The organism is Exiguobacterium sp. s83, from assembly GCF_018617095.1.
GTDB lineage: Bacteria > Bacillota > Bacilli > Exiguobacteriales > Exiguobacteriaceae > Exiguobacterium > Exiguobacterium profundum.
Genome location: NZ_JACSJP010000005.1, coordinates 1 through 20,301, shown reverse-complemented (window position 1 = coordinate 20,301; position 20,301 = coordinate 1). Strand labels below are relative to the sequence as shown.

General features: G+C 49.9%; 22 protein-coding genes, 2 tRNA genes and 2 rRNA genes. 5 read left to right on the top strand and 21 right to left on the bottom strand.

The genetic code is table 11. From position 1 onward, the window contains the following. Window positions 1–104: 104 nt before the first annotated feature. From KNO73_RS13450 to KNO73_RS13440, 3 genes are read right to left on the bottom strand one after another with little or no spacing between them, the layout of a single operon-like run. Complete coding sequence (locus KNO73_RS13450) at window positions 105–911, bottom strand: ABC transporter ATP-binding protein (protein ID WP_074034811.1); 807 nt, start codon at window positions 909–911, stop codon at window positions 105–107. Continuing rightward, a complete protein-coding gene (locus KNO73_RS13445) occupies window positions 908–1,954 on the bottom strand; it encodes a FecCD family ABC transporter permease (protein ID WP_074034812.1) in 1,047 nt (348 codons plus the stop codon). The genes KNO73_RS13450 and KNO73_RS13445 overlap by 4 nt, the downstream gene beginning before the upstream one ends. Continuing rightward, entirely contained in the window at window positions 1,951–2,931 is a 981-nt protein-coding gene (locus tag KNO73_RS13440; RefSeq protein WP_215112624.1) for a FecCD family ABC transporter permease, read from the bottom strand. The genes KNO73_RS13445 and KNO73_RS13440 overlap by 4 nt, the downstream gene beginning before the upstream one ends. 121 nt (window positions 2,932–3,052) lie before the next feature. On the opposite strand from KNO73_RS13440, the gene KNO73_RS13435 reads away from it, so the two are divergent. Both KNO73_RS13435 and KNO73_RS13430 read left to right on the top strand, forming a co-directional pair. After that, window positions 3,053–3,985 (top strand): ABC transporter substrate-binding protein, encoded by a 933-nt coding sequence (locus KNO73_RS13435; RefSeq protein ID WP_215112623.1) that lies wholly within the window; start codon window positions 3,053–3,055, stop codon window positions 3,983–3,985. 86 nt (window positions 3,986–4,071) lie between these two features. Beyond that, complete coding sequence (locus KNO73_RS13430) at window positions 4,072–4,254, top strand: PspC domain-containing protein (protein WP_026824450.1); 183 nt, start codon at window positions 4,072–4,074, stop codon at window positions 4,252–4,254. 37 nt (window positions 4,255–4,291) lie between these two features. Here the strand turns inward: KNO73_RS13430 and KNO73_RS13425 are convergent, their stop codons facing one another. From KNO73_RS13425 to KNO73_RS13395, 7 genes are all read right to left on the bottom strand, one after another. Next, window positions 4,292–5,638 (bottom strand): FAD-dependent oxidoreductase, encoded by a 1,347-nt coding sequence (locus KNO73_RS13425; RefSeq protein ID WP_215112622.1) that lies wholly within the window; start codon window positions 5,636–5,638, stop codon window positions 4,292–4,294. 171 nt (window positions 5,639–5,809) lie between these two features. Then, window positions 5,810–6,103 carry a hypothetical protein gene (locus KNO73_RS13420; protein WP_215112621.1) on the bottom strand — a complete coding sequence of 98 codons (294 nt, stop codon included), beginning with the start codon at window positions 6,101–6,103 and terminating at the stop codon, window positions 5,810–5,812. A gap of 5 nt (window positions 6,104–6,108) precedes the next feature. After that, window positions 6,109–6,387 carry a hypothetical protein gene (locus tag KNO73_RS13415; protein WP_215112620.1) on the bottom strand — a complete coding sequence of 93 codons (279 nt, stop codon included), beginning with the start codon at window positions 6,385–6,387 and terminating at the stop codon, window positions 6,109–6,111. Between the two features lie 105 nt (window positions 6,388–6,492). After that, window positions 6,493–9,141 carry a hypothetical protein gene (locus KNO73_RS13410; protein WP_215112619.1) on the bottom strand — a complete coding sequence of 883 codons (2,649 nt, stop codon included), beginning with the start codon at window positions 9,139–9,141 and terminating at the stop codon, window positions 6,493–6,495. A 144-nt stretch (window positions 9,142–9,285) separates the two neighbouring features. Further along, window positions 9,286–10,074 carry a twin-arginine translocase subunit TatC gene (gene tatC / locus KNO73_RS13405; RefSeq protein WP_031424497.1) on the bottom strand — a complete coding sequence of 263 codons (789 nt, stop codon included), beginning with the start codon at window positions 10,072–10,074 and terminating at the stop codon, window positions 9,286–9,288. Between the two features lie 3 nt (window positions 10,075–10,077). Further along, a complete protein-coding gene (gene tatA / locus KNO73_RS13400) occupies window positions 10,078–10,296 on the bottom strand; it encodes a twin-arginine translocase TatA/TatE family subunit (RefSeq protein WP_034770678.1) in 219 nt (72 codons plus the stop codon). Continuing rightward, window positions 10,296–10,952 (bottom strand): redox-sensing transcriptional repressor Rex, encoded by a 657-nt coding sequence (locus tag KNO73_RS13395; protein WP_015880579.1) that lies wholly within the window; start codon window positions 10,950–10,952, stop codon window positions 10,296–10,298. Before KNO73_RS13395 ends, tatA begins: the two co-directional genes overlap by 1 nt. 150 nt (window positions 10,953–11,102) lie before the next feature. Between KNO73_RS13395 and KNO73_RS13390 the strand changes: the two genes are divergently transcribed. Beyond that, on the top strand, window positions 11,103–13,004 hold the full coding sequence (locus KNO73_RS13390) for an ABC-F family ATP-binding cassette domain-containing protein (protein ID WP_215112618.1): 1,902 nt from the start codon (window positions 11,103–11,105) through the stop codon (window positions 13,002–13,004). Further along, window positions 13,001–13,408, top strand: a complete 408-nt coding sequence (locus KNO73_RS13385; protein WP_214758578.1) for a hypothetical protein — start codon at window positions 13,001–13,003, stop codon at window positions 13,406–13,408. Before KNO73_RS13390 ends, KNO73_RS13385 begins: the two co-directional genes overlap by 4 nt. Window positions 13,409–13,605: 197 nt before the next feature. Here the strand turns inward: KNO73_RS13385 and KNO73_RS13380 are convergent, their stop codons facing one another. The 7 genes from KNO73_RS13380 to KNO73_RS13350 all read right to left on the bottom strand — a co-directional run bounded on the left by KNO73_RS13380 (window position 13,606) and on the right by KNO73_RS13350 (window position 17,043). Continuing rightward, window positions 13,606–14,172, bottom strand: coding sequence for a hypothetical protein (locus KNO73_RS13380; protein WP_078146164.1), 567 nt, complete (start codon window positions 14,170–14,172; stop codon window positions 13,606–13,608). A gap of 14 nt (window positions 14,173–14,186) precedes the next feature. Then, window positions 14,187–15,209 carry a tRNA (adenosine(37)-N6)-threonylcarbamoyltransferase complex transferase subunit TsaD gene (tsaD, locus tag KNO73_RS13375; protein ID WP_215112617.1) on the bottom strand — a complete coding sequence of 341 codons (1,023 nt, stop codon included), beginning with the start codon at window positions 15,207–15,209 and terminating at the stop codon, window positions 14,187–14,189. Then, the gene (gene rimI, locus KNO73_RS13370) at window positions 15,206–15,667 is read right to left on the bottom strand and encodes a ribosomal protein S18-alanine N-acetyltransferase (protein ID WP_214812792.1); all 462 of its coding nucleotides are present in this window, start codon (window positions 15,665–15,667) and stop codon (window positions 15,206–15,208) included. Before rimI ends, tsaD begins: the two co-directional genes overlap by 4 nt. Next, window positions 15,660–16,316: a tRNA (adenosine(37)-N6)-threonylcarbamoyltransferase complex dimerization subunit type 1 TsaB gene (gene tsaB / locus KNO73_RS13365; protein ID WP_214812793.1), complete on the bottom strand. Its 657-nt coding sequence runs from the start codon at window positions 16,314–16,316 to the stop codon at window positions 15,660–15,662. The genes rimI and tsaB overlap by 8 nt, the downstream gene beginning before the upstream one ends. After that, window positions 16,313–16,762, bottom strand: coding sequence for a tRNA (adenosine(37)-N6)-threonylcarbamoyltransferase complex ATPase subunit type 1 TsaE (tsaE, locus tag KNO73_RS13360; protein ID WP_015880566.1), 450 nt, complete (start codon window positions 16,760–16,762; stop codon window positions 16,313–16,315). The genes tsaB and tsaE overlap by 4 nt, the downstream gene beginning before the upstream one ends. A 102-nt stretch (window positions 16,763–16,864) precedes the next feature. Continuing rightward, window positions 16,865–16,941 (bottom strand) — tRNA-Met (locus KNO73_RS13355). Between the two features lie 25 nt (window positions 16,942–16,966). Continuing rightward, window positions 16,967–17,043, bottom strand: a tRNA-Met gene (locus KNO73_RS13350). Window positions 17,044–17,182: 139 nt separating this feature from the next. Between KNO73_RS13350 and KNO73_RS13345 the strand changes: the two genes are divergently transcribed. Next, the gene (locus KNO73_RS13345; RefSeq protein WP_214758573.1) at window positions 17,183–17,965 is read left to right on the top strand and encodes a sporulation protein; all 783 of its coding nucleotides are present in this window, start codon (window positions 17,183–17,185) and stop codon (window positions 17,963–17,965) included. On the opposite strand, the gene KNO73_RS13340 is transcribed toward KNO73_RS13345, so the two are convergent. The 4 genes from KNO73_RS13340 to KNO73_RS13325 form a co-directional block, all read right to left on the bottom strand. After that, window positions 17,950–18,591, bottom strand: a complete 642-nt coding sequence (locus KNO73_RS13340; protein WP_214758571.1) for a uridine kinase family protein — start codon at window positions 18,589–18,591, stop codon at window positions 17,950–17,952. The genes KNO73_RS13345 and KNO73_RS13340 overlap by 16 nt on opposite strands. Window positions 18,592–18,895: 304 nt before the next feature. After that, on the bottom strand, window positions 18,896–19,834 hold the full coding sequence (locus tag KNO73_RS13335) for a coiled-coil domain-containing protein (RefSeq protein ID WP_215112616.1): 939 nt from the start codon (window positions 19,832–19,834) through the stop codon (window positions 18,896–18,898). Window positions 19,835–19,994: 160 nt separating this feature from the next. Further along, a 5S ribosomal RNA gene (gene rrf, locus KNO73_RS13330) occupies window positions 19,995–20,111 on the bottom strand. A gap of 55 nt (window positions 20,112–20,166) precedes the next feature. Further along, a 23S ribosomal RNA gene (locus KNO73_RS13325) occupies window positions 20,167–20,301 on the bottom strand; the annotation flags it as partial.

The following is a 20,301-nucleotide window of genomic DNA, read 5'->3' as shown; positions in this document are numbered from 1 at the left end:
TTTTAGCTATGAAAAATTCCTCCTTTTAGGTAGAAAACATGACGCGCACTTATCCTACTCTTTTTCCCTACTTTTCCGTAAAAAACCTAGTCCGCAGACTAGGTTCAGGTCGGTCGTTTTTCATTCAACTCATAGTGTGAATACGGTACACAGAGCGGTGTCCCGTATAGCGGATCCTCGGTCACCACGACTTTGAGACCGAATACGTCTTTCATGAACGTCTCATCGACGACATCGTTCGGACTGCCTTCGCGATACACGTTACCGCCAGCTAATGCGATGACATGATCTGCATAGCGACAGGCCAAGTGAAGGTCGTGAAGTACCATGATGATCGTCTTTCCTTCCAATCGATTCAATCGATACATCAAATCTAAAATCTCGATTTGGTGCGACATGTCCAAGTATGTCGTCGGTTCATCGAGCAAAATCGTCTCCGACTCTTGAGCGAGTGCCAACGCGATCCATACCCGTTGCTTTTGTCCTCCGGAAAGGTTGCTGACGAGCGTGTCACGGAGCGATACCGTATCGGTGAAGGCGAGTGCCCGCTCGACGGCCCGTTCATCGTCTTCCGAATATCGTTTGAAGAACGTCTGGTACGGATAACGCCCGAATCGGACGAGTTGTTCGACGGTCAATCCATCCGGTGCCACGTTCACTTGTGGCATGAATGCCATGAGTCGAGCCGCCTCTTTCGCTCGATACGAATCGAGCGGTTTGTTTCGAAATGCGATCTCCCCGCCAAGTGCATCTCGCTGTCTCGCAAGCGTCGAGAGGAGCGTCGACTTCCCGCAGCCGTTCGCGCCGAGAAGGACGGTGATTTTCCCATGTGGGATGGAGAATGATAATTGATCGAGCACCGTCTTCTGTTCATATCCGATGGTTACGTGGTTCAAATCAAATGTGTTCATCTCATGCTTCCTTTCATCATCCGTCGAAGTAAGTAGAAGAAATACGGTGCTCCGATGACGGCTGTCATCACGCCGGTCCGTAGTTCATACGGATAAAAAATCGTCCGAGCGAGTACGTCCGCCAACACGACAATCGTCGCCCCGACAAGTAGCGTCGCCCAAATGTAAGGGAGCTTCAACCCTTGTCGAGCGATATGAGGTGCCATCAACCCAACAAAACCGATTGCACCGACAAAGGCGACACCAATACCGGCGAGTAAACAGGAAAGCAACAACGTCCCACGCTGAATCCCTCGTACCGGTACGCCGATGCTCGTCGCTGTCGCTTCACTGATATGAAGCGGACGAACATGACGTTCAATCAAGAAGGCTGCCAGCAAAAAGAGAAGGACGAACGGCACCATAATCTTCAATTGATTCCACGTCGCGGCGTAGACGGTACCGGTGAGCCATTGTTGGATATCGTTCTTTCGGTAGACGTTCGAGGCGAGCATCATGAACTGAACGATCCCTTGCGAGAAGATGCTGATTCCAATCCCAACAAGTGCTAGCCGGACAGGTGGGACTCCACGTTTCAACAAATAGAAGAGGAACATCCCGACAACAATCGCCCCAAGGAACGAAGCGATTGGGATATAGGCGAGCGGCACTGACAGCTGATTCGTTCGCTCATCCGAGAAAACGGTGAAGAACGTAGCCGTCGCAACCCCTGCACCTCCGACAATCCCGAAAATCTCCGGGGATGCCAGTTCGTTTTTGATTGTCAGTTGTAACAAGTGACCGCTGACGGCGAGACTTGCGCCGGCAGTGATTGCCATCAACACACGTGGCATCCGAAACTCGAAGACGACGAGCTGCTCGAATGCATCCCCTGCTCCGATGAACAGGGCAGCGAGTGAGGCGGGACTAAGGAATGTGTCACCGATGGCGAGCCCGAAATAAATCGACACGAGCAATCCAACGACAAGTAGAAGCGCCAACTCGATTTCACGCTTCCGGAGCGTGAACGAGACAGGACCTTTTCGAAAGCGATATGTTTTCATGATTTAAAGACTCCTTGTCTGACACTGACGAGATAGATGAAGAATGCTCCACCGATGACGGCGAGTACGACCCCAACGGTCACTTCGCGTGGGAACAGGATGATGCGTCCCAGAATATCAGCCGCAAGCAACAGAACGCTACCGATGAGGGCACTTCCGGCGAGACGAGCGAAAAAGGCCGTCCCGAATAGATATTTCGCCAAATGGGGAGCGAGCAGACCAACAAATGCGATTGGTCCGGCAAGCGCCACCCCGAATGCGGAGAGCACGACGGCGAGCGTCACGGCGACGAACTTGATGATGCCGACATTTTGTCCAAGTGAACGGGCGACCTGGTCTCCGAGCGATAACGTCTCTAATTCTTTACTGAGCAAGAGAACGAGAATGACCGCCGCCGCCATCCATGGCAACAACATCTCGACGAGCGTGAGCGATCGTCCAGCGACCGATCCGGTCAACCAGAACAGTACCTCATCGAGCGCACCTTCCTCATACGCGATGATCGACTGGGTAAATGAGCTGAATAGAGCGGCAAGCGACGCCCCGGCAAGCGTCATATACATGACGTTCCCACCGTTCGCACTCAGTAGATAGACAATCACGCCGGCAACAAACGCTCCGATGAGCGAGGCTGTCGTGAACGAGGCGATACTACTGAACCCAAAAAGCGTCACGAGCACGATGGCCAGACTCGCTCCGGCGTTTACCGCCAAAATATCAGGAGATGCGAGCGGGTTACGGGTCACGAGTTGAAAAATGAGCCCGGCGAGACCTAGGACACTACCGACGAGTAGCGCGACGACCGTCCGTGGGATACGATTGTCGGCTAACGCAATCATCGCTTGAGATGACCCGTCCGCTTGGAACGTCATCACATCTTGATGGCTGACCGCAATCACACCGACGCGCAAGGAGATATAACTTAAGATAGGTAAACAGATGATCAAGAAAAGTAATTTGATCCAAGGTTTTTTCATGTCCTCACTTCTTTCCTTTCCTACCATAGCAAATATTGCGTTCCAGAAAAAGGGGTTGACAGTGAGAATCATTATCACTTATAGTCAGGAAGGAAAATCACCTACATAGAGGAGAATTGTAATGAAAAAATGGATGCTCGCGTTACTTACGCTTTGCTTAACCATCGTCCTCGCTGCTTGCGGCGGGTCTGACGATACAGAGAACAATACAAGTTCAGAAACTGCGACTCGCTCGATTGAGCACGCGATGGGAACGGCGGACGTACCTGAAAACCCAGAACGCGTCGTCGTCTTGACGAACGAAGGGACAGAAGCCCTTCTCGCCCTCGGCGTCAAACCAGTCGGAGCCGTCAAATCATGGAACGGCGACCCGTGGTACCCGCACATTGAGTCCGAGATGACAGACGTCACGGAAGTCGGGACAGAAAGCGAAGTCAATCTAGAGGCCATCGCAAAATTGGAACCCGATCTCATCATCGGAACGAAACTTCGTCAAGAGAACATCTATGACAAGTTAAACGCCATCGCACCGACGGTCATGTCAGAGACGCTCAAAGGTGATTGGCAAGAGAACTTCACCCTTTATGCGAACGCACTCAACCTAGAAGAGGAAGGCAATCAAGGGTTGGCCGACTACGAACAGCACGTCGAAGATACGAAAGCAGAACTCGGGGACGCCGTGAATAAAGAACTCTCGGTCGTCCGCTTCCTTCCTGGCGAGTCACGCATCTACTTCAATGACAGCTTCTCCGGCGTCATCCTTAATGATGTCGGCATCAAACGTCCAGCGTCACAAGATAAAGCAGAATTCGCTGAACAAGTCGCGATGGAACGAATCCCAGAGATGGCGGGCGACCACATCGTCTACTTCACATATGGTGGGGCCGACGGGTCGAAGACAGCCGAAGAATGGCAATCGAACCAGTTGTGGAAAGACCTCGATGCTGTCAAAGCAGGGGAAGTGACAGAAGTCAGTGATGACATTTGGAACACGTCGGGTGGCGTCTTGTCTGCCAACCAAGTGCTCGATGAACTCGTCGACATTCTAAAATAAATCAAAAGCGCGCCAATTGAATTGGTGCGCTTTTTCATACACTCATATGGTAAAATTTACATATCAACTCATAAGGAGCTTTTTCTATGCAACGAACACTTCGAAAGTCGGCGACGGACCGCTCAATTGCCGGTGTATGCGGCGGGATCGCTGAATACGTGAACATCTCTTCACTCGGCATTCGGCTCTTATTCGTCTTTTTGCCGGCTAACTTTCTCATCTATATCCTTCTTGCCAACTTGATGAAAGATGAACCACACTATCTCTAAAAAAAACGCAGAAGCCATGAGCTTCCGCATTTTTTTGTTAGGCATTCACTTTGTCTTTCATCGCTTCAAGCGCCCCGCTGTTCAGGAAGTGCCATGGCTTGTTGTAGTGCGGTTGGAAGAAGAAGTCGACATAGGCGAGCTCTTCGATCGTCATCTCGTTTTGGATGGCGAGCGAGAGTGTGTTGACCGCTTGCGTCAAATCCGCTTTCGATAACACTTGTCCACCGACAATACGATGTGTCCCTTTTTCATAGACGAGTTTGAATTCGACTTTCTCTGCGGTCGGCATGAACTCCGGACGATACGCGTCCTGGATGACCACACTTTCCACTTCGAGTCCAAAGAGTGCTGCCGCTTCTTCCGTCAGACCAGATGACGCGATATTCCAGTCATAGAGTCGAAGTCCCGACGTTCCTTGTGTCCCTTGGTAGCGGACGCGTGGTTGCATCATGTTCTCCGCGACGAGTGTTCCCATGCGGACAGCGTTCGTCGCAAGTGGGATATAGGCGTGTGTACGCGCCGGGTTATAGTAGACGGCACAGCTGTCCCCTGCCGCAAAGATATCTGGGTTGCTCGTACGCATATATTCATCGACGATGATGGCACCGTTCCCGAGCATATCGACCTGTCCTTCTAAGAGTCCTGTGTTCGGACGGAATCCGACACAGAGAATGACGAGATCCGCTTCGAATTCACCTTTGTCCGTCACGACGTGTGTGACGTTCCCTTCTGTTCCACGGAACGCTTCGACCGTCTGACCGAGTTCAAGATCGATCCCGCGACTTGTCATATCCGCTTCCAATTGATCCGTGAACGACTTGTCGAGATACTTGTTCAAGATGCGGTCGGCACTATCGATAAACGTGACATGTTTTCCGTATGCTTCGAACGCTTCGACGAGCTCGACCCCGATATAGCCAGCCCCGATGACGGCAATCTTCGTCGCGTCTGTCGCCCGCTCGATGATGCGTTGGGCGTGCGAGTAGTTTTTACAGAGCTCGATTCCATTCATTTCGATCCCCGGGAGCGTCGGGACGATCGGCCATGAACCCGTCGTGACGATCAAGCGGTCATACGTGTCATGCACGTCTTCACCGGTCTCAAGATTTTTAGCGTGGACCGTCTTCGCTTCGGAGTCGATCGACAAGACGTCATGTTTCATGCGCATCGTCGCACCGAGTTCTTCAAGTTCACGTGGTGACGAGTAGAATAACTCTTCCGCACGTTGGACGACACCACCAACGTGGAGCGCAATCCCACACGAGAGGAAGCTAACGTTATCGTTCCGCTCGTAAACGGTGATATCGAGATTGTCGTGCTTGGCGAGTAATCCTTTGACTGCTGCTGTTCCTGCGTGTGTACATCCGATGACTGCGATTTTCATATGAGTCGTCTCTCCTTTTATGTTAAACAATACGTTTCGTTTTATATTGTGATAAACATCACATTTACTTCTTGACCTTAGTGTACTATTTCACAATATAAGAATCAATGACTTTGCTCACTTTTTCACGTAAAAGTGTCTAAAGTTTGAACAGAAAAAATCCGCTCATTCTCATGACCGGACTCGCCGCTTTTTCAATAATAGATGATAGATTATTACAAATAGATGCACGATCAAACCGAAGACGTTCATAGCGAGCCCGACGACCGCCCACCACAATGCTCCCCATCCGTATCCAAATGCCAGATTGCCAATCACAAGTACATAGCCACTTACAACCAGTAATGTACCGATCAGGAGTAACACGGACCGTCTTCTTTTCTGCCGCATCACGTGATAGATGGATAGCACCACTCCTAGTGTCAATCCAAGAAACAACAACATCAAAAAGGTCAAATCACTCATTCTCTTTACTCCTCCCGTTTCAAACGAAAAATAGTGAACGTCAAGTAGACAAGGAGACTTCCACCGTATAGGAGCAAACCGTATACGAACCAACCCATTCCATCAAATCCTCTTATGTATCCCACTCCGACGAGCATCATACAAAAACCAATGACCATACTCACAAACGAAATCGTGAGAACCTTATCCGTTTTTGACAGGAACAGATGTCTTCCAGTCCCAATGGATATCCCTGCAAAGATGAACATCATGATTGTCTCAAATCCGTACCATTGCCACCACATGACCCACACCTCAAATCCCTCTTTTTTCCATATTAACATGAGTGAAGGGCTCACAGGTATGTTGAAAGTAAAAAGACCACCCGCTCATGCGAATGGTCCGAGTACTCATCGAACGGTGAACGTCTTCGTTACGCTTCGACCTTTCGGTGTCACGAGACGAAGCGTGAGCTGCGTCCCTTTTCGTTGCGGTGAAAAACTGAGAATCGTCGAAGTCGTTTTTACTTCTTTCTCTGCGAGAACGGTCGTCCCACGCATCAGCGTGAGTGTACCGTAAGCCACGTTTGACGTCGCACGCAATGTCTTCGACGCACTTGAAGGAATGGTCGATGACAATGTCGGAGCCGGTCCGACCGTCACGGTCTTTTTCTGAATGTGACGATACGTCACTTGCTGACTCGTCAACGTCACGACACTTCCAACCGGTTGTCGACTGAATCGTAGCGTCACACGGCCTGTACTGCTTGCCGTTCCACTGGCGATTGTCTTCGTACCGCTCTTTAGTGTCACCGTACTGTTCGGTAGTACATACCCGACCCATAACGACTTTTCGTCGTTGATGGATAGCGTGGACAGCGAGGTCTTCGGCAATTCCACTGTGACTTCACGGGATTTTGATCCGACAGAGGCACGGACACGAATCGTGTCACCCGGTTTCGCCGGGATGGTGTACCGTGTCGTTGATAACCGTTTTGGTGAAACGGCCACACCATTTACGTAAAAACGAACCGGGGCCACACTTGTCTTTTTAATCGTGAGTGTCGCCTGTGTCTTCGTCATCATGACGTCCGTGACACTCAAAACAGGTGCGAACGCGCGAACCGTCTTCGTCAATTCGTAAGTGGCATCGCGATACGTGCGTTTGACACGAATCACATCGCCTTCGCGTAATGGCGTATCGAACGTATAAGGCATCGAACTCGTCTTTGTCACAAGGATGTCATTCCGATAAACTTCATATGCTTCATTTGTGCTAGACGTTACATCAATCGATTTATCGTACATCAATGGTGTCCGCGTCCAAGTGAAGATAGGTGCATCATACGTCGCCTTCACTTCCGCAAGACGGAACTGTGAGGCAGGTGCATCCTGTAACTTATAGTATATTTTTGTCCCAACACCAAACCACATGTGAGAAAACGATTTGATTTGGAGCATCCCATCCTCATTTACTTGCTCACTCCAGGCTTCATAACCGCGTTCGCTACGGGCAACGATGTCAACGGTAGCCTGTGGCGTGGTCTGTAATGTCACACCTGATTTTACAGAGTTCGTTACAAGCGTGATGTCGTTCGGTAAAGTATCTTCACTTTCTTTTACCGTCACCAGTTCAATTGGATCGGCATATACACTTGATGGGCTTCCGATTTTTACGGTCACACGCGATCCTGGTGCGAACCAGCGCGTCGGTTGCCAAGTGAAGCGTCCCATCTCGTCTGACTGAACCGTTTTCGACTGATAGTTGACCAATGAATCTAGTGAGTCGGTGTACTGAGAGGTGCTTTTCGTCACACTGACGAATACTGGGGTGTTCGGTGCCGTTGTTCCTGTGATGGGTCCCAAAACACCTGTTGGCGGATCGAGTGTGAGCGGAACATAGTTAGATGCTACAAAGTCTTCTGTTCGTTCTAACCCGTTCCATCTAAATTCAAAAGAATATCCGCCATTCGTGTTCATCGTCAACTTACCTTGTTCCCAAACAAAAGGTTTCTTCTCAGAATATCGATACGTTGCCGACAATTCTGTCCCACTGACAGGAATGGATGTTCCATCAATCAGTTTAGCGGTTCCGTTCACTTGATAGGATTGGTTCACTTCATATCGTGTCGTTGTTTTCGGTACATCGATCAACAGTTGTCGTGGCGCTTTCCAAAATGACTCCGGCGTATACCCTGCCGTCACATCATGGGATAGCACATACCAATCTCCTCTTAGATTAACAAACGTATCATCCACCGATGATTCTTTCCATTCTCCAGTGGCAACATTGTAACTCACGTAATACGTATCAAACACTTTCCGCATCGTGAAGTAGTAAATCCCGTCTTTCCACAGGAGATTCGTGACAGATTCCGCCTCTTTTTCAATCCAACGTTTCGTGGTCAAATCAAAAATTCGGAGATGTGAGTCGGTGGACATCTTGACCACTAATTGATTCGCTTCTTCGATATATTGGGCAGATCGTACCTTGTCCGTATATGTTCCAAGCGTTTCAAGCGTTTCTCCCGTGATGGCTCGTTTCGTGATTTCACCGTTTGCGAAGACTAGGACCGTGCCGTCAGCAAGAAGGTCGTACGATTCGTATATACTTTCCGTATTAAACGTTCCGAGAATCTCACCCGTCAATGAAGTGACAGAATACGTCGTATGTCCTTTCCAAAGAATCATTTCTAAATCCTGATTCACAGCATGAAGATAATCGAGACCACTACTCGAATCATTCGGGAATGACGTCATCGCATCGTTAATCGGATCCCAAATGATGACCTCGCCATATGCATCTAAAATGACGCGACCGTCTCCGAGTCCAACGATATTGTGTTCAACCGACACGCGGACGGGAAGTGTATACACTTTTCCTGTGCGCATATGCACAATCGTCTCTGGGTCGCCCGATCGCCATACATATTCACTGTTTGATACAACACTTCCCGTTGGCAGAACGTCCGCTTTTGCCGCTCCTTCTGCAAAGGCATCCATTTTTGGTCCAATCAACAATATGAGTACGACGAGCGTACTCCATAACCACTTGTTCATCTGCTTCCTCATTTCTGTTTATGTATACATAAGTTTTCAAAAAACATCCATTTTTGTTGAATCCCTTCTAATTTTAAGATGTTTTCTCAAAAATGCATAGCCCTAATATTCAAAAAAGCACCGCGTCATAATTTGACGCAGTGCTCACTTTTCATTCATCTGTTTCATTAAATCCATCTGTTCTTGCACCATCGCCTCTTTTTCCCGGCGCAGCACCCCTTTGTAGGTGATACGTGAAATCGATAAACTGATTTCATATAGGAAGAAGAGTGGTAACGACACCATAAGGTGCGACGTCAAATCCGGCGGTGTGATGAATGCCGCGATCACGAATAGGGCGAAGTATGCGTACTTTCGAATCTTTGATAAGAAGTACGGGGTCACGACACCGATTCGGGTCAAGAACATCATGACGACCGGTAGTTGGAACAATAGACCGAACGGAATTGTCAGCTGCAACAAGAACGTGAAGTAATTGTTGGCCCCGATGATTTGTTCGAGTCCGAGGTCTTGCCCGAGGTCCGTCGAGATATCGAGGACGAGCGGGAACAACCAGTAGTAGGCGAACGCAAGACCGATCAAGAACAGTCCGAAGATGATTGGGATATAGGCAAGCGTGCCTTTCCGCTCATTCGGATGCAGACCGGGTGCGACAAACGCCCACACTTGATACAGTAGGAATGGGCTCGCCGCGATAAGGCCGATGATGAGCGCCAAGTTCAAGTAAATCATGAGCGGGTCCGCGACCCCAAAGGCGTTCAGTTCGAGCCCGCGTTCGACGAGGTCTTTTTGCAAATACGCGAGTACATATTTGACACTCGGCAAAGCCATCAAAAAGAAGGCAAAGACGACAAATGCAGATAGCATCAGTCGTCTCCGCAGCTCTGTCAAGTGATCGGTGAGTTCCCGCTCTTGATCAGGTTGATGATTCATGGCTTACTGCTCTTTCTTTTCGATAGCTTTCTTGTCGTTCTCGTCGTGCTCGTTCATCATGCCGTTCGTTGCATTTTTGAACTCACGAAGCGTTTGTCCGGCCGCGCGACCAAACTCCGGCAATTTCTTCGGTCCGAAGATGATAAGCGCGATGATGGCGATGATGAATAGACTCGCCCCACCCGGAATCCCGACGACGAGTGATGATGCTAGTAATTCCATTATTGATGGACCCCCTCAGCGGTTGGATAGTGTTGCATAAAGTAAATGAGTGACTGCAGCTCAATCGACAAATCGATATGATGGACGCGAACCGTATCCGGTACAGTGAGTCGTGCCGGTGTGAAGTTCAAGATGCCCTTGATGCCGAAACGCACCAAGTCGTCTGCGACGGACTGCGCATAAGCAGAAGGTACCGTCAAAATGGCGACGTCAATCTTGTTTTGCTTCATGATTTGTTCCATCTCATCGACGTGATGAATTGGGACGCCTGACATCGTCGTGCCGACTTTTGTTTCGTCTGCGTCGAACCCGACGACGATATGTGTGTTATTGTTTTTAAGGAAGTTATAGTTGACGAATGCCGTCCCAAGGTGACCGACCCCGACCAAGGCGACATTCGTAATCTCGTCCTGATTCAGTGTCTTTCGGAAAAAGTCTAACAGATACTGCACGTTATAGCCATATCCCTTTTTACCGAGCGCACCGAAGTACGAGAAATCACGGCGAATCGTAGCCGAATCGACCTTGACCGCCTCACTCAGTTCTGCTGAAGAGACACGTTGTTTCCCTGACGCGTGCAGGCTTTGAATAAATCGATAGTATAGTGGCAACCGTTTGGCTGTCGCTTGTGGAATCTTTGGTTCGTTTTGACTCAACGGAAAGAGCCTCCTTTTTACGACACGTTACAAACGAATCTGAATTTCATACACCTTGATTGTAAACGAATTCACATGACCACTCAACGAATATACCTAAAATCGCTGAAAAATACAGTATACTAAATAGAGAGAAAGGGGTTTTTTCACTTGATCCTACTGCAAGTCAATAACTTATCCAAATCCTTCGGCGTCGAGCCGATTTTAGAAAATGTCAAACTCGAAATCCAGGAAGGCGAACGCGTCGCCCTTGTCGGTCGTAACGGGGCCGGAAAGTCGACGCTTTTGAAAGTCATCGCTGGTGAATACAACTATGACTCCGGGGACATCATGAAGCCAAAAGACGTCACGATCGGCTATCTCGCCCAAGACTCAGGGTTAGAATCCGACGAGACGATCTGGAATGAGATGCTCACCGTCTTCACGGACTTGATCGAGCAAGAGAAGACGCTCCGTCGCATGGAGGCTGACATGGGCTCAGAACGAATCCTAAATGACGCCGCTGCATATGAACGTCTCCTCTCTTCTTACGATGAAGAGCAACATACGTTCAAAGAACGTGGCGGATACCAATATGAAGCGACCATCCGCTCGGTCCTTCACGGGATGCGCTTCTATCCGGACGACTTCGAGCGTCGCATCGACACGCTCTCCGGGGGACAACGGACACGTCTCGCCTTGGCGAAGATGCTCCTTCAAAGTCCCGACCTGCTCATCTTGGACGAGCCGACGAACCATTTGGACATCGAAACACTCGCCTGGCTTGAGAAGTACTTGAACGGCTATAAAGGTGCCGTTCTCATCGTCTCCCACGACCGGTACTTCCTCGATCGCGTCGTCTCGGTCGTCTATGAATTGTCACGTCACCGGAGTCGCCGCTTCGTCGGGAACTATACGAAGTATCTCGAGCAGAAGGCCGCCCTCTACGAGCAAGAGAAGAAGCAGTTTGAGTCGCAGCAAGAAGAGATTGCCAAGATGCAAGACTTCATCCAGCGAAACATCGCCCGGGCGACGACGACGAAACGAGCGCAAAGCGTGCGGAAGCGTCTTGAGAAAGTCGATCGCCTCGATGCGCCGGATGGTGACGAACGTAGCGCCGTTCTCTCGTTCTCCATCAAACGTCAGAGCGGGAACGATGTGCTGAGCGCGAGTGACCTCGCCATCGGGTACGAGGAAGCGATCGCTCAGAATCTCCGCTTCCAACTGCAACGCGGTGAGTCCGTCGCGCTAGTCGGTCCGAACGGGGTCGGGAAGTCGACCCTCCTCAAAGTGTTGACGAAACAACAAGCCGCCCTCACCGGTGAGATCCGTTACGGGACGGGCGTCGAAATCGGCTACTACGACCAGGAGCAACAAAACTTGTCTGACGCGAACCGTGTCATCGACGAGATTTGGAACGACTGGCCGCTCATGCGCGAGCAAGAAGTCCGGAGTCTTCTCGGACAGTTCCTCTTCAGCGGCGATGACGTCATGAAGCGTGTCCATGAACTATCCGGTGGCGAACGGGCACGACTCACCTTGGCCAAGCTGAAGCTGGAGCAACCGAACCTCCTCATTTTGGACGAGCCGACGAACCACTTGGACCTCGACTCAAAGATGATTTTGGAGAATGCCCTCCTCGACTATCCGGGCACGATTCTCTTCGTCTCTCATGACCGCTACTTCATCGATCGACTCGCGACGCGTGTGCTAGAGATCACACCGAACGGCATCAACGAGTATCTTGGGGACTATTCGTACTACGTCGAGAAGAAAGAAGAGCTCGAGGAACTGGCGCGACTCGCCCGTGAAGAGACGAAGCAGGTCGTCGTGAAAAAACAGCGTGCCGATAAGGTACAACAGCGAGAAGAGCGCCGCATCAAACAGCGCATCGAAGAGATTGAGCAAGCGATTGAGCAACATGAGAATCGTCTTGATGAGATCGAGCAGTTGCTTTGTGAGCCGGACGTCTTCAACGACTTCGCCCGTGCACAGGAGTTGTCGACCGAATCGGACGCGGCGAAAGAATCGATTACCGCACTTTATGCGGAATGGGAGGAACTCCATACATGATGCGTACCCGTGCCATGCGAATCGAGTTCATTCAAGCGTTCCTCACAGGACTGGCCTATATCGTGCCGACCGGGACCGAGTTCGTGTCTGAACTCATCCGTGGGGAGCCGACGATTGTCCCGTCTATTCTCTTTTACTTTTTACCGGTCGTCATCGGCTTCATCATTCAGACGTGGCCAGGGATACTACTCAGTCTCTTCAGTGGTCTGCTCATGAGCACGCTCTTCATCCGTGTCGTCGTCTGGCCGGTCGATGTGACCGTTCACACGTTCTATGCGCCTGGATCGGTGTGGGCCCACTTCTATGAAGAGACGCTCTTCATGTGGATTCTCGCTCTTCTCGTGTTCATCGTGAGCCGCGTCAATACGTGGCATCGGGAGAATTATCGACAACCAAAAGCATAACAAAACCACGTCTTCTGTTTGAAGGCGTGGTTTTGTTTGTACAATCAACGTTAGCACTGACATTGATAATCGCTCAAGATTGAATTTGACCCGGATACGGACGAAAAAAAAAGGAAACATGTCTTGCGTTCGCCCATACATTCCTTCAACAACTTGAAGCACTCAAAAAGGTTCAGCCGCGTGGCTGAACCTTTTTGTTAGAAATAACGCAGTGGTTGGAATCCGATTGTATGGAAGTCGAGTTTCGTTCCGTCTTCAGCGATAAAGAAGACAGCCTCGTTCGTGTCGACGTCACGTGTGAACACTTTATAGAACGTCATCGGCTTTTCGCCATTCGTCACATAGCGTGCTTCATGCGTCGAGATGACTTGTGCGAACAGTTGCTGTTCGTCGAGTTCCTCGATCAAATCATCAAACTTCGCCGCTTCTTCTTCCGTTGCCTCGCGACCTCGCTCGATTTCATAGTAAGCATCGCTTGCTTTTGGCTGAACGCCGAGATTACGATCGACGACGATCACACGCTCCGGCTCTTGGTCGACGACACTTGTGTAGCCATATAGTGACTTGATGAGCGTATTCTCTCCGGTCACGCGACCGATGCCTTCTAATGACTCTTCTCCAGTGAGTGACTTCACTCGTGTCTCTTCTGGAACAATCTCCTCTTGATAGGCGATATTGTAAGCGCGGATGATCTCACGTACTTGTAAGAACGTCGCAACGACGAGTAGTACGATGAGTCCTCCGATGATGATGCGTTTCGTCATGTCTCTATTTCCCCCTAGACTGTCATGCTCTCTTCTAAGGATAACCCAGGAACCGCGTTCATCGCTAGTGTATCGCGCTTACCGCGCACATACGCGTGATGTGCCGCCACCCCGATCATGCCCGCGTTGTCCCCACAGAGGTCAAGCGGTGGAATGACGAGTTGAATCCCTTCAGCTGTAGCCGTTTCTTGAAGCGCTGCGCGGAGGCCACGGTTCGCCGCGACACCACCCGCGACAAGCAATTGCTTCGCCCCTTTTTCCTTCACGGCACGAATCGCTTTCTCGACGAGCACTTCGACGACACTCGCCTGGAAGCTCGCCGCCAAGTTTTCAGGGATGACCGTCTCTCCCCGTTGTTCCGCATTGTGTACGGCGTTGATGACCGATGACTTCAAACCACTGAAACTGAAATCGAAACTACCCGGTTCGAGACGAACGCGTGGGAAGTTGTACGTGTCTTCCCCGACCGCTGCCAGGCGGTCAATCGCAGGACCTCCCGGATATGGGAGACTGAGCGTGCGCGCAACCTTATCGTACGCCTCACCTGCCGCGTCGTCACGTGTCTCCCCGATGACTTCGAAGACACCATGTTCTGGCATATAGACGAGTTCTGTATGTCCCCCTGAAACGACGAGACAGACAAGCGGGAACTGCATCTCTTCAACGAGTTCGTTCGCGTAAATATGTCCAGCGATATGGTGGACACCGATGAGCGGTTTTTGATGGGCGAATGCCAACGCCTTGGCCGCACTGATCCCAACGAGAAGGGCACCGACGAGACCCGGTCCTTGTGTGACCGCGACTGCATCGACGTCTTCCATCGTCACGCCGGCTTCACTCAATGCATCGTCAATCACGTACGTGATTCGTTCCACATGATGACGAGACGCCACTTCAGGGACGACGCCACCAAATCGTTTATGACTCTCGATTTGAGAAGAGACGACGTTCGACAATAACGTCTTTCCGTCTTTGACGAGTGCAACAGACGTCTCGTCACAGCTCGACTCAATCGAAAGAATCAGTGATGTGTTCATTCTGACTCACTTCCTAACTTCGCCCAATAAATATAGGCGTCTTCATTATTATCCTGATAGTAGCGTCTTCTCCGACCGGCTTGCGTAAAACCGAACTGTTCATACAGTTTTTGCGCGCCTACGTTCGACACGCGGACTTCTAACGTCAATCCGACGAGTCCTTTTGACTTGGCGAACGCGACAAGTTCCGCTAACAATTGATTACCGATGCCCTGTCCACGAAACTCAGGTAAGACGGCAATGTTCGTGATATGTCCTTCATCGACGATTTGCCATACTCCGACAAAACCGACGACCCGTTTGTCATGGACCGCGACAAAGTAAATGGCCTGTTCATTTCGAAGCATCTCATTCATGAACGCCTCTTTTGTCCACGGAATGGCAAACGATGCTTCTTCGACTTGCGTCACTTCTTCGACATCGAGCCACGTCATTCGACGAATTTTCACGTCAGCCATTGTTTTGACCCTCTAACCATTTCGCTTCCGCTTCAGCGAGTCGCAAATACTCTGGCTCAAACGCATGGACATCGCTCGTCTCATCGCTAAAGACGACCAAATCACTCGCACGTCCGTAACGATGGGCAGCCGGTGCTTCGACATACTCATATTCACTTAACACGTCACGGAACGGTTCCACGTCTCCGACGACAAGGAAGCGCCCTTGACTATTCAGTCGCAACCAATCCGCGACCGAGGCGTGCTGATCATGCGTTAGTGCTTTGTTGTGTTGATAATATCCGATATACGCGTTGCCACGGCGAGCGTCAATCAATGAGACGACCGGCAAATCGGTATTCGGGGCCGCTGCCATGAGCTGCAGGGCAGATACACCGATGAGTGGAAGATTGAGCGTATAAGCGAGTGTCTTCGCTGTCGTCACTCCAATCCGAATTCCCGTGTACGACCCAGGTCCGGTCGTGACTATGATGCGTTCGAGCATATTCGGTGTCCACTTGACCGCTGCCATGAGCTGTTCAATCATCGGCATGAGTGTGACCGCATGGTTTTTTGAGACCATGACGGTCGCTTCGGCTTGAATCTCTCCAGCCTCACTTAACGCGACTGACAAACGTGTCGTCGCCGTATCAATCATCAATTGCTTCATGCGAGCACCTCCTTGGCGATTTGAACGTAACGCTCACCCGTCGGAGCAAGTGTCAGTTTACGTTCTTCGTCGCCGACCCGTTCAATCGTGATGGCCAAGCGTTCTTCCGGGAGCGAGGACTCGATCAAGTTCGACCACTCGACGATGGCGACACCATCACCATTGATATATTCCTCAAGACCGATGTCATCCCCCGTATCTTCGAGACGATAGACATCCATATGATAGAGCGGCAATCGCCCTTTATATTGTTTCATAATGGTGAAGGTCGGACTGTTGACGTTCCGCGTGACACCGAGTCCTTTTGCGAACCCTTGTGTGAACGTCGTCTTGCCGGCACCGAGGTCACCGTTTAACGTGATGACCGTCCCTGCTTCGACGAGTGTGGCCAAACGTTCTGCCACCGCTTGCGTCTCCGCCGCAGAATGCGTAATCAATGTATACATGAATGGTTCTCCTTTTTCACTTCTCATACGTACTCATTGTACACTTCATTTTAAGCAAAAAAAAACACGAAACGCCATCGTTTCGCTATCTCATTTAAAAATTGGTTGCGGGGGCTGGATTTGAACCAACGACCTTCGGGTTATGAGCCCGACGAGCTACCAGACTGCTCCACCCCGCGACGACATATGAAATTAAATAAAAATTGGTTGCGGGGGCCGGATTTGAACCGACGACCTTCGGGTTATGAGCCCGACGAGCTACCAGACTGCTCCACCCCGCGATGGTTTGAATTGTTTCGACATCCTCTATAATAAGCGAGACAGTTATAAAAAGCAACCATTTTCTTAATGTTTTTTCAAAAATGGAATCGGGAACAAATATAACAGCATAGACTATCAGAGAAAAGGGGCGCGACCGCCATGTCCAAATGGGGAAATCGATTCAAGAAATGGTTCTTTTCGGAGATCGAAGCCGAGATCACGTTTGACCCGGCAGCACTCATTCCGAAGCAGACCGTGACGGGTACGTTGCACGTCTCCAACCCGACAACGAATGTCGTTCGATTACAGGAACTCACCCTGACCTTCTTGACGACGTTCAAAGACATCACCATGGAAGGAAACGAGTTCAATCGAGAAGCTGATATTCAAGAAGTCCCAATTCCACTATCGCTTGTACTAGAACCCGGAGCGAAGGAAGATGTTCCGTTTTCATTCGAGTTGACGATGTACGCCCCTTCCTCTGCCGGCGCCCCGTATAGTATAGAGGCTACATTATGGGACAAGGACATCAAACGAGTTTGGTTTGATGTGCTCGAACACATCGAAATCGAACCGATGCCTGAACTGAAACGATTACTCGATGCGACCGCTCACGCTGGACTTGAGCCGATGTTCGTCCGAAACGTGATCGACCCGCTCGGGGAAGAACGTCCGTATCCATTCGTTGAAAAGTATGGATTCAAGCCGGTCGGAGAATGGGCCGATGAGTTCGAGGTCGTCAAATCGTTTTGGCGCTTGCATGAAGACGGGATCGACCTCTACTACTGGCTCGACAACATCGAGACCCAGCGAACGCTCGAATCGATGGCGACCGACGTCGAACTGCGTCATCGTTCTCTCACGTGGGAACAACTCGAGCGCGAACAAGAACAGCTCGGTCTCGGAATTCAAGATACGCTACGCAGTCACCGCTCCTCGTGAGCGGTTTTTTCAATTTGAATTCCATCCTTACTCGTATTGACGATAGTTTGAAAGTGGTGGCGATACGGATGCATGAACAATTCATATTGCAGACGTCGCTCTACATGTGAAGCGTGTAAGTAGTCCAGCTCCATACCCCGTTCCTGAATATCACGATGCGAACGTCGCTTGAACTCAGTCTCCCCGTCTGTGTAGAGATAAATCGATTGATCAAAAGATGAAAGATCCAGGAATGCGACACTCATCCCTTCAATAATCGTGATTGGCTTCTCCGGATCAATCCATGTCCGCTCTAGATAGGGGACATCAATCGTATAAAACCCAATCCCTTCCCGAATCATACGGATATCTCGCTCGAGTGAGAGCAGATGATGTGCGGCCGGATGACACGCCGTCATCTTATACTGATGGGTCGTTCCATCGTGTTGATACGTGAGGATCGTTTGTTTCCGCAACTGTGAATCTGTAATATACGGGTCTGTGTGAAGCAGGTTTATATCACCGAGTCGTTCCCGTAATTTTTCTGCCAACGTCGATTTTCCGGCTGCCCCGTGTCCGGAGATAGCAATCAGCGTTCGTTGATCCGGTCTCACGCTTTGTACGATACCCTCAATCAGTTGTTCCATGATTCTCCCCCTTTCGGTAATTTTGTTGTTTCAGAAAAACAAATACACGTCATTCATTCTCTATCCGTTTTCGAAGCCTGATTGCTGAAACAGTAAACATCACAAAGGCAATCAACGAAATCGAACTGACAATGATCAGAGTGGTCGATATGGGAGAACTAAAGAAAAATGGAATCGATAAAATCAATAGCGCTCCCGTGACTGCCATCCCTCTAATAAGAAATACCATCGTTTTACTCATTTTCTCTTCGCTCTCCTTGAACTAAGCAAAAGAACCCTTACTATAAATATAATGACAGACAGCTCATCGTGTCAGGATGAGCTGTCTTCTTTTTTCTTCAGTCTCGTCAAGCTTCTGTTCTAACGTTTCCACTTGTCTCGTCATACGAGCAATCAGCTGACTGATTTCCTTATCCAGTCCGTCCACTTGATCTAAGGAATCATTGATTCGTCCATGCATCGTCCATTCTGAAAAAATATCATCCAAAAAGTAATCTGCGAACTGAATGAGTGAACCTCGATCGACATGCAACTCCTGAACAATACCTTGCACGTCCGCTAATTCACGGGAGAAACGCTCTAACGCAGATTGTAATTCGTGCATTGTCTGCTCGGAAGCATCTAGCGCCTCATGTTTCATTGCTGTGGCAATCAAGCCACCCCCGAAGAACGTGTCATACGTCGACCACCCTTTCGCACTATCTAGATGTTTGAGTGTTTTTGCAATCGTTGATCGCGCCGCCTTACCGGCAACGATGGCTTCCCGATACTCGATAAGAAGTTCATTCGTTTCGGCTTGTTGATTCGTGAGATGGTGTAGGTCTCGGCGAATAGCTGGATCTTTCGCAAGATGGGATTCTTTTGTTTCTAAGAAGGTCTCCCACTCAGCGTCGATGCCCTCATAAACCTCGAGCTGTTCTTGTAATTCTCGATGTTCGAGCGTCAATTCGTCAATCATCGCCTCGTGTTCTCGTAATTTCAGTTCAGCGCGAGCAGCCTCTTCCATTTCGATTGTCCGTTGTTCATCAAACGTGCCTCGTAACTTTCGCCATGTGTTGACGAGCGAGAATTCTTCAAGGTCATACACATCACGTTGTTCTTTCGTGAATGTGTTGAGTAGTGTCTTCCGCACCGTCTCATGCTCGTTCAACTGTTTGTTTAGTATCTCTTGCTTACGCACAAGTCGATCACGCTCGGCGATACGTTGTTGTAAATCTAATTGGGTCTCCTGAAGATTTTGCATGATGTTTCTCCTCTCATTTTGTTTATCGAATGAGTCAATCTGAGGAGATTCATGATTTATAAACATCCCCTCTTTCTCTTACTTAGTACGAAAAAGAAGGGACAAAGTTTCAAAGAAACAAAAAAACGACCGAGCGTATGCTCGGTCGTCCTGCGTTGTTGCCTGGCAACGTCCTATCCTCACAGGGGGAGATCCCCCAACTACTTTCGGCGCTGAGACGCTTAACTTCCGTGTTCGGCATGGGAACGGGTGTGGCCGTCTCGCTATCGCCACCAGACTCTACAGGGCTTGTTCCCTGAAAACTGAGGATTCATCAACACAAACCATTAGACTAGATCAAAGCCTCGACCGATTAGTATCATTCAGCTCCACGTGTCACCACGCTTCCACCCATGACCTATCTACCTCATCGTCTCTGAGGGGTCTTTCTTGATTGCTCAAAGGGAAATCTCATCTCGGAGGGGGCT